The following is a 15,142-nucleotide window of genomic DNA, read 5'->3' as shown; positions in this document are numbered from 1 at the left end:
AACACCATATCATCCAATGGGGACTTATTTTTTATTTAGACATGATCGGTTGTAGATCTTTTTCAGCTTTAATTGTCTTATGATTGAAACGAATTAAGCGCATCGCATTGAGAATTACAAGTAATACACTAGCTTCATGAATAAACATACCGGAAGCCAAATGAACGGATCCCATTAAAACCCCAACTAATAGTATAAACACAATTCCAACTGCAAAAAATGTATTTTGCTTAATGTTAAGAATAGTAGCTTTTGACAACGAGTAAGCATGGGAAAATTGCATAAGCTTATCAGCCATCAAAACGACATCCGCCGTTTCCATCGAAACATCAGTTCCACCTTTCCCCATTGCCAACCCAATATGTGCCGTTGCGATAGCAGGCGCATCATTAATCCCATCACCAGCCATCGCAACAACATTACCTTCTTCTTTTAATTTCTTAACATAGTCCACTTTATCTTCTGGTAAAAGCTCTGCGTAGTATACGTCTAATCCTAATTGATTCGCAACTAATCCTGCTGTATGTTTATTATCTCCTGTCAACATCACGATTTTTTTAATGCCATTTTTCCGCATCTCTGCTAAAGCCCTTGCTGCATCCTCGCGAATTTGATCAGCAATTGAAATGATGCCTGCAACTTTTTCTTCAATAGCCACAAAAACAGCTGTGTTCCCAGCCATTTCTCGTTCCAATGCGTACTTACCTACGTTGACTGGGACCTCAATCCCGTCTGCTTCTAACAAACTTCGATTTCCAACAACGACAGACCTTCCATCAATATAGGCTCGGATTCCATTTCCTTTTATGACCTCACCATTGTCAATTTTACTAAAAGTAAGGTTTCTTGCTTGTGCCTCTTTCACAATTGTTTGTCCTAAATGATGCTCAGAAATTGTTTCTGCCTGAGCTACGATTCTTAATAATTCGTTAGAATCTATATTCGTAAACACTTTAATATCAGTTACTTCAGGTTTCCCTTTTGTTAAAGTACCTGTTTTGTCGAAGACGAGAGTATCAACCTTTGAAAGCTTATCCATTACCTCCCCACCTTTTACAAGGACACCATGTTTGGCACCATTCCCAATTCCAGCAACAGTAGAAACGGGGGCACCAATAACTAATGCACCTGGACATGCCACGACTAAAAATGTGATCGCTAAGTGAAGATTTCTTGTCAATATATACACAATAATCGCAAGCACTACAACTGAAGGTGTGTAATAATTAGCAAAACGGTCAAGGAATTTCTCCGTTTTCGATTTAGTTTCCTGCGCTTCCTCGATTAGTTCAATAATTTTGGCAAAGGTGGTATCATCGCCAACTTTTTCAGCGACAATTTCGACATAGCCACTATCGACAATTGTTCCACTAAATACGATATCGTTGGTCGTTTTTGAAGCTAGAGTGCTTTCACCAGTCACAGCCGCTTCATTCAAGAACGCTTGCCCTGATATAATTTTACCGTCGACCGGAACCTTCCCTCCTGAACGAATTACGACTTGGTCCCCTTCTACCACTTCTTCAATTGGAACAACAACTTGATGATCATCGCGAATAACAGTAGCCTCCAGCGGTGCCATGTCAACTAATTGTTTAAGGGATGAACGTGTCTTTTCTAACGTACGAGACTCTAAATAGGCTCCAAATAAGAATAAGAACGTAACTACCGCGGATTCAACATATTCACCAATATACAAGGCCGCTATAACGGCAATCGAAACTAACAATTCAATGCTAAATGCTTTCATTCGCAGTGCTTGAATTGCTTTTATAAAAATAGGGATACTGGCAATCGCGGTAGCCGCAATTAGGGCACCGTCTTTCATATTACCGTACCCAATACTATCAGAAAGAAATCCAATACCAATCAAAACGGCAGCAATAAATGTAATATGGTTTTTATGTTTATTTATAAATTTCATGAGACTTTCGTAGATAATACTTCGTACCCTAGTTTTTTTATTGTTTCTTCAATTTGAGCTGCCGTTACCTGCTCCTCATTAAAATCGGTTTTTACCTTGCTAGAATTAAACAACACCTTCACTGATTCAATCCCGTCAACTTTAGTAAGCGTTGTCTCAATTTTTTTGATGCATGATGGACACGTTAATTCTTCTAATTGAAATACTGACTTTTTCATAAATGTACTCCTCCCTTGTTTTGATAGCTCTAGCTTACAACTTCTATCGGGATAAAAAATTGATTTACATCAAGTTTGAAGCGAGGTGGAGAAAATAAAAATAGGGAGTTTATTTAATAACGGGAAGGTTACTGAACTATTCGTTTTACGGCACCCTCATGTGGTAGCTGTTCTTGAGAGTTTATTAACTCCCAAATGCCGATAAAGTGTGATAGAATTGCTTTTTCATAAAGAGCAAGGTCCATATCATCTATGGATTGATATATTTTTCTAGCAAATTGTAGCCAATTTTCATCAATTGTTTCTTTTATAGAATCAATGGCTACCTGTTTCCGATATACAGCCAAGAAAGCAAATCGGTCTTTATTAGTCTTATTCTCCATATTGTTATAGCATTGTAAAACATCCTGAATATCCCTAATTCGCCTTGAAGAACCTGTTACGTGTTCCATTTGTTGAAATATTTCATTTTCCCTTTTTTCAAATATAGGCTGCATCTCCCTTTCCTCTTTAAATATTTTTTCCTTCAATTTAATTGTAAATAAGTCACTAATTTTAAATGTATGCTCCATTAATTCAATATACTCATGAATAATACTGCGAACTTTTACCCTATCAGATTGTTTAAATTTAAAATCATTAACCAACTCATTTAAAGCAAACAAAAAATTAGAATATAATGATGAATAATAAAAATTTCGTTGTTCAATTAAACGTTTCACAGCAGCAAATCCACTGGTCAAGGATGCAATAATTTGATTATATTGTTTGTAAGATTCAGGACCTGTTCCCCTGATGATGGTATACCCTTCTCCAAGCTTCCGCTTTGTCTCCACGAGATTTTTTCTTAAGTCTCGCTCATATAAATTCAAGTAAAGAATAGGAATTTGGAAATGATAAAAGAAAATAAATCTCTGAAAGAAAATTGAATCCTTAATTGGTAGCTTCTCAATATGTTGAAGAGCCATTTTAGCTAAATCAATGCCGGCCTCAAATTTCTTGCATTTAAATAATTCACGTATTTCATCCAAAATATATTCAAATATAAAATAATAGTCTTGTTTAGCATTTTGAAGTAGCACTCTAAATTGATCGACAGAAGCAACACAGTGTCTTGAATAATCAGCAATAATTTGAAAGGAGCCCTTTGTACGGGAATACTCTTTTAAAAAATCAACCTTATCTTTTTGGTATTTTTCAAGATAGTGTTCGTTAACCGGATCAAGCTTCTTTAAACCCTCATAGTTATCAATCATTAAATATAGTAAGCTGGAACGGTTAAAGGATTATCTCCCGCAACACTTTTTATATTTTTTCCCGCTTCCGCAAGGACACGGATCATTTCTACCGACTTTCGTATCATTTTTGTTGTCACTATAGTTGAATTTTGAGGTCGGCAACGGCTGTAAATGTTTTTTCTCTTCTTCAAATAACTCTGTTGAAGTATAACCTTTAAGAAACCATTCCCTAGTGTTATTCATCAGATATACAACTTTATCTAGTAAAGCTTGGGCAGTATCCATACTATCAAATTCAAATCGTTCTCCTAAATATTGAAATATATCATTAGGACTATCACCAATCTTAGTTGCATAAACACATTCTTCTGCAATAATGTCAGCATCCTCCCTGTCAATTTTATAATTCTGGGTAAGGAAGTTTACTAATTGCACATAGCTTTCATTTCGATCGACATATCCCGGTTCGCCTGCTGTAAGGAGCTGCTGTTTTGTAAAAGGATAGTAAGGTACACTTGCCCTCGCTAGGTGCTCCTGTATCACTATATTCGAATCAATTACACTACCATCAGAAAACCCATTGGCATCTAGTTGGATCTCCTCACGATAAATGTTGGCATCCAATATGACTCTAATGAATTCCCTGAAATTTATTTTTTCTTTTGTATACTTCTCAATCATTTGAACGAGTTGCGTTGCACTTAAAGTACCATAGTAATACAAAAGCCCCCTTGTAAGCTTAACCCAATTTGTATTTCTGTTAATTGCTTTCCTAATGGTAATATCATTCTTCAAGGTAATGATCTGTTCGACCAAATCATAAGGCACGGCAAGTATCCTCTTTTCTTCAAATGTCCCCGTGTAAATCAAACCTGTCCCACGAAAATATTCAATTTGTTCAGGATCTAACTCTGGCTCCTCGATATGACCTCCGTTATCAGCTATAGTCATCAGCAATTTAAACCGTTCAGAATCCCATAAAATATAAATGTTTTCAAGATACTCACGTATTTTCACTTGAAGCAATTCAACGAGGTCAGCCTTTTTTAAACTACTAGCGTTTCTAACATCTAATGCTTTCCTAATTGTATCCAAGTCAGATTTCTTATATCTGCTTAGTCCCTCATGTAATGTAAAAGGAACAATTATTTCGCTCCAATGCTTTTTATTCAGTTTTGCTACATGTTCAGTTATCAAATCCTGTAATTCTAAAAATGCCTGTTCCATCCCTTCTTCTAATTCCTTATTTCCACTCATTCCATACACCTACTCTCAAAATTTTAATAGTTTCAAGCTTTATAACAATTCCTGTATTATTTCACGTCCAAGCACTATACATTGATTTTATCACTTCTGTGCTTGTAAAAAAATATTTCCTATAAAGCTCAGTTCTTTATTGAATTGCTATACAAATACTTTTTAGTAAAAAAAATAACCCTTTTCGGCAAGAGAAGGATTACGTCAGGTATGTTTCTATTTTCGCTGGACATTCATATATTATTTCATCTATTTCTTGAATTTGTTCATCTTCTGGATCATACTTCTTTAATACTTTAAGATTACGAGCTGTCCAATCCAATGATCTCACTTTATCAGTTAAAACTACTCCTGTCATGGGGTAAGAGCTTAGGAGTTGCTCCTAAACTCTTTCTCTATTTCTTTTTACGTATCATATTTTTTGTTTCCAACTAATTCCGGGTCTAAGACTGCTAGGATGTTGCTGGTTTCTGTTGATTCACAGTCACTGATAGCCTAGCTTTCAAATCATTCGGATTTGTTATCCATATTACTAGATCGATTGTACCAATAAATTCGTAAGTCCCTGCTTGATTTGGGTCATATTCGGGTGTCCCACCGTCCCAGCTGACATTAAGCGTTTCGGTTGTCTGATCACTTAAACTAACCTCTATTTGTTCTGGGAATGGAATATTTTTTAGAGTTGTGCCATATTCTACGATAATCGTATCGGGAGAAGTCACAGCTTCCATTATTGATTGTTGGGCTTTTACATATACTTTCTGCTGGACTTTTAATTCGCCCGGATTTGTAATTCCCTCTACTAGGTCAATTGTTCCTGTGAATTCATAAGTTCCTGCTTGATTTGGGTCATATTCTGGTGTCCCGCTATCCCAGCTGACATTAAGCATTTCGGTTGTGTCATTACTAAGTGTTACCTCTACTTGTGCTGGCAGTGGAATCATTTCTTTGCTTGTTCCCGTAAGAACGTAAACGGCTTCAAATGGATTGATGAACTGAATTACTTTTTCATCACCATCGTTGTTATGATCGTCCCCGCTATCATCCCCACCCGAATTCGAATCATTATCATTCGAGCTTCCGCCTCCATATGATGGTGGAATTAGTGGTGGTGGTACAATAATTCCGCCGGTACCGGTGCCGGCGCCGGCCTCTGCTGCCGCAATTGGTGCATTCTCCAAGAGTCGCTGGATCTGTTCAGGATATATTCCAGCACGTTGGGCATTTTCAAAAACATTTTGTCTAGTTTCTTCAACTTGATCTGATAGTTGTTGCACTTGCTGGTTCAGGGCGTCTATATTTCTCTGCTGTTGTTCAAAGATTCGATTCATCATCTGTTCTTGTGCTGTGCCCTGAACTGCAGCCATATATTGCTGGCTTAAATCTACCAAAAGCGTATTGATCTGAGAAAGTTGCAAGGCTCCCTGAAGATAGGCAGAGTTATTCGTATTTTGATAACCTGTTAAATAAGACTGACTTTGTTGCTGAAGCTCCTGCATTCTGTCCAACACGTCAACAGCAATATTCGCCAAAACAGATGGGTCTTCACGACCAATGATAATATTCATATCAATAGGAACCGGTGGTGGTGGTGGCGGTGGCGTAAAATTCATTTGCATATAAGATGGTACTTGGATGCTATTTCCCATCGGAACTAACTGTTCTTGCTGCCCCAGATTTCGCAAAATGTTTTGCTGAGCTCCTACAGCACCTTCCATCACTATACCTGTTGTCTCACCAGAGATAGGATCCACACTAACTAAGAATAAGGTTCCCCTTGCTTCCATCACTGTCGTTGGGGTCTCTATTTCATATATGTCATCTGCATTTTTAAGGCCATTTACTTTATTCCAAAGAGTACCAGATTTTAATTTTATAGAGATTTTCCCACCAGAAGTATTGGTTGAATCTGCAATTATAATGGTAAATTTGGTATTTGAACCTATGGCTATTTTACTACCTGTAGTAAACACCAAGTTTGCAGAGTCTTCCTTCCCTGTCCGCACTGAATCTCCTTGGACAAGAGGCATTCCGTTCGTTCCTTTGATTTCCTTAAGTCCGCCCCCTTTTTTGACATATACCTCACCTATGACATTTTCAAGTGTAACAAAGGTGGTAGTAGAAGCCCTAGCTCTCTCTTGCTGGACGGAAAAAGCATTAAACTGCGGAATAAAATTAACAAGCAAGATAACAATCAAAGCCGAGGCCAATTTTTTCATCATTCTATACACCCCTTCCCATTCAACTATTATTTCTAACCTACTTCTTCATTCGGAAACGATATAATCTCTCTACTTGTTAGGTATATACTGGCGTATCAAAGAATTCCCTTGATCGATAATGAGTATGCTGCTATCTTCCCAGAGCAAAACGTCAGTAGGTGTATTAAATTGAGCCAACGAAGCGCGACCGTCTACCCTACCAGGTACCATAGCACCAGCTAAGGTACTGACCTTTCCTTCTGGCGAAATTACTCGGATACAATGATTCAGCGAATCGGCGACATATACTGTTTTATCCTTACCCACAGCTAGTCCTACAGGAAAGTTAAACCGGGATGCTTCCCCATATCCATCTTGATAGCCACCTTCGACATATGAGGTCCAATCAATTAAATCATTTTCTGAACCAGCTAAGGTCGTTACCACACCTTCAGGGCTTACTTTACGAATACGTTGGTTCCCGGTATCTGCCACGTACAAATAGCCCTCATCATCGATAGCCAATCCTTGTGGTTCATTAAATTTTGCTGCATCTCCCTTGCCATCAGCAAAAGTACCGACAGGCTCTCCATTTTCTACTTTATATCCACCACCAGCAAGCACGGTCCATTTACCTTGCGCATCAATTTTTAAGATGCGGTGATTTAAAGTCTCAGCAACATAAATCTCTCCATTTGCTCCTAAAGCAATACCGATTGGGTTATTTAAGCCTTTAACAAAGGTTTTTACATTTCCCTTCCAATCTACAGTACGAATTGCCCCATTTTCAGAGTCTGCGACATAGAAAGTACCATGCCCATCATGAGCTATGCCTTTGGGAGCAGCAAACATCGCTCCAGTAGCCGTGCCATCCTTATAACCACCGATAGGCATTCCATACTCGTCCTGACCTGTGCTTTTTCCAGCAAGAGTCGAGACTACTTTATAGCTACCAATGACCTCTAGCTTATGATTCTGAGTATCAGAAAACACAATCGAGTGTCCTTCCCCCTTTACTCCGAAAGATGGAACTCCAAAAGGATCTAGTACCGCATAGGTCAATACCTGCGCTCCTTTTACGATGGACTCGTCCTGAATTTGCTGTTTATTCATCTCCCCAACAGCTAAAGCAAATACTAATCTTGCTCTTGTAGCTGGTTGATCCGGTTCTACCTTTCCTTCTTTCAAATCTAAAATACCTGCATCTACTGCTGCTACCACTTGTTTGTATGCCCAATGATTTTTCGGTAAGTCTACTATGTTCCTCTCAATTAACTGTCCGGGCTTCCTATCAAAATATCGAAAAAAGAGGGTTGCGAGTTCTGCTCTAGATATGTTTTGGCCAGGTTTGAAGGTTTTATCATGATAGCCGCTTACATATTTTTCTTCAGCTAATGCTTGGATATAGGAGTATGCAAAGTGATCTTGAGGCACATCAATAAATGAAGGATTCTGTGAAGTTAGTGGTTCCATATTTTTTTGCTTTACGAGCATAATAGCAAGCTCTGCTCTCGTCGCGGGTTCTTCTGGCCTAAATGTACCATCCGGATAGCCACTTATAATATTTCTGTCTATAAGGTATTTCGCATAAGGCCACGCCTGATTCTGCTTGTCAAAATCACTAAATTCTACTTCTTCTGCTCTACCGAGGTTACTTAGTGCTAGTAACATCAAAAGAAAAAAAGCAATTATTCCTAAAATTTTCACAATGCGGAAATTGCTTTTTACAGTAACTTTGTATCTCATTATTTACCATCCTTCCATAAGAGGAAATTGTAGTATTATTCCGTTTATGTTGTTAAAGTTTCAAAGCGTAAGCCCACAAATCTATCTCCAACTATTCCAAAACAAGATGATATATTTTTTTAAAAACATCTATTGAAAGTATTCAATAAATATCCTTCAAATCCTCTGAAAAGAGTGAATTTTTTGTAAAATTTTGTAGTATACAAAAAAGTCCCTCGTTACTTTGACCGAAGGACAAGAAATTATATCTCTTAAAATACTTATTATTACCACTCTATCTCATATGGATAATCAATTGCTAATTGTAAATCCTCGACCCTGCAGTTGCGCCTTCTAGCTTCTTCCTTAAGATCAGCTTCCAGCTCTCGATACTCCTTATTACACTCAGCAATTCGCTTTGCAAAAGTTGTAATGTTTTTTAGACGTTTTTCGTTACTCATATTAATGAATTTATCATTTAAAATATCAATGTATTGAGTTATATACCTATAAGTAGACACATAGCTGCCATTCATCACATTTAGTAGTCTTGCATAAGCTGCATCAGATACTGTTTTTTTAATACATTCTGCTACTGCTGCTTGCAGCATTCTTACCTGAGAAACAGTTTTATCCCAGCTCACTTGCGTCAAGCTTCGCTTCATACGTGTCATGCTATTAATAGAAGATCCTTTAAAGCCATAATCTTTAATCAAATTCTCTGTACTTCTATTTTGCAAAAAATAACGGATTTTAAGTTTGATAATAAAATATTTAAAAGATGTTAAGATAATACTGCGAAAAGTGTCGTATTTTAGCGAAATTTTTACGAACATATGATACTATAATATATTGAATACGATGAAGGAGGACCAGACACCATGACACTTTTAATTACATTATTGTTCCTAGCGAGTATTAGTTTATTTATTTACTCTTTTTTTGCAAAAGATTATCAATCTGAGATTACGAGTCAAGTTTCTAATGTGAATATTAACCTTATGAACGAAATTATAGAATTAAAAGACAGAGTAAAGAACTTGGAGAAAGGAAGTAAAATTCGTGGATAAACATACAGCACGCGGGATAGCAATCGGTTTATTTATTTCAGCTATACTTTTAATCGTTTTCAAGCCTATTTTTGCATTTGATTCTTCTAATACCGTCTCTAAGGATACTCTTCTAGATCAAGATACTATAACTTCGTTCCTAGAAGAGAATAACTTAGTCGTCATTTCTAAAGAAGAACTAGCAAATATAGATCAAAATGAGCCAAACACGCCACAGGAAAACGGTAAGGCTGAGAATGAACCTACTCTAATAGTATCGGACAATGACAAGGAACTCGATCAACAAATTTCAAAGGATAAACAAGAAAAAGAAGAAAATAAACCCGAAGATAAACTATTTACTATTACAAAAGGTATGGTAAGTAGTGAGGTAGCTTATCAATTGAAGAAAAGCGGCCTTATTAAACACCAAGGTGATTTTATTAAAACGCTTGAATCAAAGAATGGGGCAAAATATATACAAGTTGGCGAATATAAATTAAACTCATCTATGAACAATGATGAAATAATAAGCGTTATAACAAGAAATCGCGTTTAATAATAATTGGATGTATTTGTTATGCTACAAATGATCCACAATCGCAATTGAAAAGAAAGCCACTCTATATGAAAATAATCCTAGCTTAGGTTGAATGAAACTCTCTAGCCGAATCGACCTCGGTAAGAACTTTCGTGCCCCAAATGACACAATATTTATTTTAAATCCAAAAGAAATCTATGAAGTTGATATTTAATAATACCCTAGGGAAGCTAGTTACAGAATACGTGCTTCCCTTTTTTATTGGCATTTTTTCCGTAAAATTATGGAAAAATGACACCGACAATTTTGATCGATTTTGTAGTGTCAGTAACAACAAACAAAAACAGACCTCCACTAAATTAGTGATGATCTGAACTTTAAACTTATTAAACTTTCTTCTTTTTTAGGCACCTACACCTTCCCGCTTATTAATCAATTGATAAATCTTTTGCAAATAAATAGGATATAGGGCTATTACTAGCAGTTTGCTTATACGCTTCTTCTTCATGCATCTTATGAACTATTTCATCAATGTTCAAATTCCCAACCTTTTGAATAAATACTTCTTATTTAGCAATTTCCTTTAAAATCTCACCGAATCGAGAAATTCCTTCTCTAATCTTTTTTTCACTTAAATTTCCATAACCGAATATCAATTTACTTACATGCTTGCCTTTTTGGATCGAATGATGCTCTACAGGATATACTTGTATTCCATTCTGAAAAAGCAATTCTATTAATTCCTCTGTAAACTCAAACTCTTGAAATTCTACAATGAGATGTAAACCAGTGGAATCACCTGAAATTTCAATAGTTTGTCCAAACACACGAAGTAATGCTTCTCTCAATACTTCTCTTCTTTTCATATAAACTTTTCTCATTTTACGTATATGCCGTTCCAATAGGCCATCCTCAATAAATCGAGCAAGAAGCATTTGATTCAATGATGGAGTATGAAGATCTTGAAACCATTTTAGATTTTTACAACGTTCAATAAGAGCCTGCGGAAGTACCACATAGCCCAATCGTAAGGATGGGGAAAGATTTTTACTAAATGTCCCAACATATATAACTCTTTCAGAATCCAAGCCTTGCAGGGAGCTGATCGGTTCCCCATCATAACGAAATTCACTGTCATAGTCATCTTCGACAATGTAACATTGGTTTACTCTTGCAAATTGGATGAGTTGAATTCTACGTTGAATAGGCAAAATACTTCCTAATGGAAACTGATGGGATGGAGTAACAAAAATAAACTTCGGTTTTATCTCATTAGAAAGTAATTCTGCTCTTATCCCATGTTCATCAACAGGGATTGGGATTATAGTTGCTCCAGTCGATGTAAAAATAGTTTGAATTTCATTTGTAATAGGGTCTTCGATTACCACCTTATCACCTTGAGAAAGCAATAGTTTTGTAATCAAAGAAAAGGCTTGAGTTGCTCCAGATGTAATGACAATTTGGTCAGCGTGGCATTTGACCCCTCTTGTTCTTCTTAGATATTGTGAAAGAACCTTTCTTAATTCCAATCGCCCTTCAGGGTGATCATATCCAAATGTAGAATCAGGAGCTTCTATACATACCTCTTTGGCTAATCTTCCCCAATCCTTTTTTGGAAACATATCTAAGGCAGGTATCCCCGACCGAAAATCAATCACAGCCTTTTCTATCCTATCCTCTTCGGTTTTTTTCTGGTTTACCCTTTGTTCTTCCTGTCTTTGTTCTAAAAACGCCCCTTCTGCTACAAAAGTACCTGAACCTTGCCGTCCAACAATATATCCTTCCGCTAAGAGTTGTTCAAACGCCTCAATCACAACATTTCGTGAAATTCCTAATTGGGAAGCACATTCACGAGTAGCTGGTAGCTTTTCTCCAGCTTTTAGCTCTCCATTTAATATTAATTTCCGTATGTATTCATAAACTTGTCTTTTCAAAGGAATATCAAGTGTGCGATCAATAGGAATCCATAGCACTCATTTCTCCTCCTTCATAATTGGTACTCAAAAAGTTTCTCTGAATTGGCACTTATTTTAACCATTTTATCATGATACCGTAAAGTAGTACGAAAATTTAAAAACTATAAAGCGAATTATAGGAGGTTTATATCAATCATGGATGAAAAATGTGTCATGGTGATTGATTCAGAAGTGCCACTTGGGTTAATCGCCAATACTTCAGCAGTATTAGCATTGACTTTAGGGGAAAAAATGGAAGGAATCATCGGTTCTGTTGTGGTTGATGGTGATGGGCAAACTCATGAAGGGATTACAACCATCCCTATCCCCATTTTAAAGGGGTCAGGAACAGTAATTAAAGAACTGCGGGATACGATCGGTTCTCATTATCCTGACTTATTTCTTGTCGATTTTTCCAATGTGGCTCAAATGACCAAGAACTATGATGACTATCGGGATAAAATTTCCACTTTTACAAAAGACCATTTACAATACCTTGGAATTGCGATTTACGGAAATAAGAAACAGGTAAACAAATTGACAGGCAGCCTCCCACTTTTACGTTAATAATTTAAAGGAGATACCGGAATGCAATTACAAAGGACATTAGGTTGGAAAGAAGCAACATCTCTTGGGATAGGTGCAATGGTGGGGGCTGGTATTTTTGTTCTTAGTGGTGTCGCAACAAGTAAAGCTGGTCCAGCAGTCATTATATCCTTTATCTTAGCATCTCTTTTATCAATTCTGTTAGGGTTGTGTTATGCAGAATTAGCATCACGATATCCAAAAGCAGGAGGTTCCTACGAATACGTTCGTGAAACAATGGGGAATTTTATTGGTACAGTGATTGGATGGGCATACTGGGGTGCATGGTTGGCCGCAAGTAGTTTCGTTTCACAAGGTTTTGGTCATTATTTAAACGTTCTGACTGGTGCTCATCCAAAGTTAAGTGCTGTGCTTCTACTCATTAGTTTAGGATTCTTAAATATTGTCGGGATAAAATTCAGCGGTAAACTACAAGTCGGTATTGTAGGTACAGTTATTGCCGTACTTATTTGGTATTTTTTATTAGGTTTAAAAAATGTAGATTTATCTTTTTATCAACCCTTTTCTCCAAATGGTTTTTCAGGAATTTTAGAAGCAACATTAGTAGGATTTCTCTCGATTGTCGGTTGGGATGCCATTGTTGCTTCAGGGGAGGAAATACGAAATCCGAAAAAGACAATACCCTTAGCAATAATTACTTCTATTATGGTCGTCTTATTTCTTTATTTAGGGCTGTTATTTATTTCTATAGGGGTTATTCCTTGGCAGGAATTCGGGGCTTCTGAAGTACCTGTAGCTTTAGCCAGTCAACAATTTTTAGGAAAATTTGGTCCAGTCTTTATTAGTTTAGTTATTGTTTTGGCGTTACCAGCTACATGCAATGCATTTATCATTACGATTTCAAGAACAGCCTTTGCGATGGGAAGAAATGGCTTATTTCCTAAGAGGATAGCTTACATACACCCTCGTTTTCAAACACCTATTTGGGCGATTACGCTTGGAGTAAGCATTCAAATTTCCTTTACGTTAATAAGTTCCATAAACATTGCGGTAACGGCTACTGGGTTTTTATATCTATTAACTTTCATCTTTACCATGATTGCCCTTTTCATCTCAAGAAGTAAAGCCACTACGAAAGACAGAGAGGCACAATTCTACGTACCCCTTTATCCTGTTATTCCGATATTAGCATTCGCTATATGTTTGGGATTATTAATACCCGTTGGAAAGTCTGGTTTTTTGACAGGGTTCCTATGGATATTCTTCGGAATAGGTGTCTATTTAATAAGATTAAGAACTATTAAAACTACTAAAAAAGCAAATCTAACAACTCATACATGCGATTCTTAGGCAGGTTACGTGCAACCTGCTTCTTTTCGATTTTGAATCACTTTTTTGCACAATATGACAATTATTAAAGGTTCGCTCTAATTCATTGTTCAAATCTGTAAATGTGACATGTAAATTGGAATCCATTCGCGTACAGTAGATTCACCACCTTTAAAGCCGTATTCTTTCACCAAGCGTCTGTGGATTTGAGCATCACTATGACGCTGTTTTACTGGAGCTGTTTCATCGTCCGTTAGCCACCGGACAATGGTATTTTTAACAGGGTCGATGACCGGATGGGCAACCGGCTTTGATCGTTGATATGTTGGAATTTCATCCTGTTCTAAAGCTTTTCGAACGGTTTGCCTTGATAGTCTAAGGTCTTTTGATAATTGCCGAATAGATCGACCTTCTTTAAAGTGCAATTTTCTGATAAGCTCAATATTAGCCATCTTTAACATCCTTTTTCCTCCCAAATCATGAAGTTCTCGACAAACTCAATGATAAGGGATTTGGTGTTAAGGGTGGTCAACATTTTGGTTAGCGAATTGCGCTAAAGTGGTCAACTTTTATTTTAGCTTTTACAAAAACCATTCCTTTTATACAAACCTATATAAATTTTCTGGCTCTATAATTTTGGTGCTGGTTTTACTCACCAACGCCAAAAATTATAGAGCCCAAAAAAACACCCACAAACAATGATGTATCAACATTTGTGAGCGTTCTATCGTTTCTTAATTTAACTCGTTTTTTCTTAAAGATACCGGTGGTCGGGGTCGAAATAGCGTAGAAGCCATTGATTTAATAAGGTTCTACGCTATTTATGTGTAAAATTTGTGTAAATGAACTGTAAACATGGTTTCGGTAATTACAATATTGGTAATTGCGGAGTCTGTAATAATCCATTAATTCTTCAATACGATTATGAAGAAACTATCACATTGGATCAGGACGACTATACAGTACATTACGTGTGTAAATAGGTTAAAAATACATTGGATAAAGGTAACGAGGATGAAGTTGTGCGTATGGAACAAGAAGATCATGACTGGTTAATCCTATATACAATTCAACCTGATCCCGAAAAACTGAATTTGGCTAAAGCATATAAAAGGATGGACGGTTTTATATGCTCATCCTTTTTCTAAATGTTCATAAT

The 15,142-nt window shown here is 36.7% G+C and carries 15 protein-coding genes; 5 read left to right on the top strand and 10 right to left on the bottom strand.

Annotated features, from left to right (window positions below):
- Window positions 1-31: 31 nt before the first annotated feature.
- From D612_RS0103465 to D612_RS17765, 8 genes are all read right to left on the bottom strand, one after another.
- Window positions 32-1,924 (bottom strand): heavy metal translocating P-type ATPase, encoded by a 1,893-nt coding sequence (locus D612_RS0103465; protein WP_017754093.1) that lies wholly within the window; start codon window positions 1,922-1,924, stop codon window positions 32-34.
- Entirely contained in the window at window positions 1,921-2,142 is a 222-nt protein-coding gene (locus D612_RS0103460; protein ID WP_017754092.1) for a heavy-metal-associated domain-containing protein, read from the bottom strand. Before D612_RS0103460 ends, D612_RS0103465 begins: the two co-directional genes overlap by 4 nt.
- 128 nt (window positions 2,143-2,270) lie before the next feature.
- Window positions 2,271-3,398: a hypothetical protein gene (locus D612_RS0103455; protein WP_017754091.1), complete on the bottom strand. Its 1,128-nt coding sequence runs from the start codon at window positions 3,396-3,398 to the stop codon at window positions 2,271-2,273.
- Window positions 3,399-3,428: 30 nt separating this feature from the next.
- Window positions 3,429-4,637: an SEC-C metal-binding domain-containing protein gene (locus D612_RS0103450; RefSeq protein WP_017754090.1), complete on the bottom strand. Its 1,209-nt coding sequence runs from the start codon at window positions 4,635-4,637 to the stop codon at window positions 3,429-3,431.
- Window positions 4,638-4,836: 199 nt separating this feature from the next.
- Complete coding sequence (locus tag D612_RS17770; RefSeq protein ID WP_233274980.1) at window positions 4,837-4,959, bottom strand: toxin-antitoxin system, addiction module toxin component MazF; 123 nt, start codon at window positions 4,957-4,959, stop codon at window positions 4,837-4,839.
- A gap of 130 nt (window positions 4,960-5,089) precedes the next feature.
- Window positions 5,090-6,859 carry an Ig-like domain-containing protein gene (locus D612_RS0103440; RefSeq protein WP_017754088.1) on the bottom strand — a complete coding sequence of 590 codons (1,770 nt, stop codon included), beginning with the start codon at window positions 6,857-6,859 and terminating at the stop codon, window positions 5,090-5,092.
- 69 nt (window positions 6,860-6,928) lie between these two features.
- Window positions 6,929-8,584 (bottom strand): S-layer homology domain-containing protein, encoded by a 1,656-nt coding sequence (locus D612_RS0103435; protein ID WP_017754087.1) that lies wholly within the window; start codon window positions 8,582-8,584, stop codon window positions 6,929-6,931.
- Between the two features lie 266 nt (window positions 8,585-8,850).
- Window positions 8,851-9,237: a DUF6904 family protein gene (locus D612_RS17765; protein ID WP_407637447.1), complete on the bottom strand. Its 387-nt coding sequence runs from the start codon at window positions 9,235-9,237 to the stop codon at window positions 8,851-8,853.
- A gap of 207 nt (window positions 9,238-9,444) precedes the next feature.
- Between D612_RS17765 and D612_RS19620 the strand changes: the two genes are divergently transcribed.
- Window positions 9,445-9,633, top strand: coding sequence for a hypothetical protein (locus D612_RS19620; protein ID WP_017754085.1), 189 nt, complete (start codon window positions 9,445-9,447; stop codon window positions 9,631-9,633).
- Entirely contained in the window at window positions 9,626-10,171 is a 546-nt protein-coding gene (locus D612_RS0103420) for an MltG/YceG/YrrL family protein (RefSeq protein WP_017754084.1), read from the top strand. The genes D612_RS19620 and D612_RS0103420 overlap by 8 nt, the downstream gene beginning before the upstream one ends.
- 548 nt (window positions 10,172-10,719) lie before the next feature.
- Here the strand turns inward: D612_RS0103420 and pdxR are convergent.
- On the bottom strand, window positions 10,720-12,126 hold the full coding sequence (pdxR, locus tag D612_RS0103410) for a MocR-like pyridoxine biosynthesis transcription factor PdxR (RefSeq protein WP_017754082.1): 1,407 nt from the start codon (window positions 12,124-12,126) through the stop codon (window positions 10,720-10,722).
- Window positions 12,127-12,264: 138 nt separating this feature from the next.
- On the opposite strand from pdxR, the gene D612_RS0103405 reads away from it, so the two are divergent.
- Together D612_RS0103405 and D612_RS0103400 are read left to right on the top strand one after the other, a co-directional pair.
- On the top strand, window positions 12,265-12,675 hold the full coding sequence (locus tag D612_RS0103405) for a DUF2000 domain-containing protein (protein ID WP_017754081.1): 411 nt from the start codon (window positions 12,265-12,267) through the stop codon (window positions 12,673-12,675).
- Window positions 12,676-12,696: 21 nt separating this feature from the next.
- A complete protein-coding gene (locus D612_RS0103400; protein WP_017754080.1) occupies window positions 12,697-14,004 on the top strand; it encodes an APC family permease in 1,308 nt (435 codons plus the stop codon).
- Window positions 14,005-14,093: 89 nt separating this feature from the next.
- Here D612_RS0103400 and D612_RS0103395 read toward each other — a convergent pair whose 3' ends face one another.
- On the bottom strand, window positions 14,094-14,444 hold the full coding sequence (locus D612_RS0103395) for a hypothetical protein (RefSeq protein WP_017754079.1): 351 nt from the start codon (window positions 14,442-14,444) through the stop codon (window positions 14,094-14,096).
- A gap of 534 nt (window positions 14,445-14,978) precedes the next feature.
- Here D612_RS0103395 and D612_RS19360 point away from each other — a divergent pair.
- A complete protein-coding gene (locus D612_RS19360) occupies window positions 14,979-15,131 on the top strand; it encodes a hypothetical protein (RefSeq protein ID WP_017754078.1) in 153 nt (50 codons plus the stop codon).
- Window positions 15,132-15,142 lie beyond the last annotated feature (11 nt).

It is taken from the genome of Calidifontibacillus oryziterrae (assembly GCF_000331575.1).
In the GTDB taxonomy this organism is placed as follows: Bacteria; Bacillota; Bacilli; order Bacillales; family Bacillaceae_J; genus Calidifontibacillus_A; species Calidifontibacillus_A oryziterrae.
This window is presented reverse-complemented; position numbering and strand designations above follow the sequence as displayed.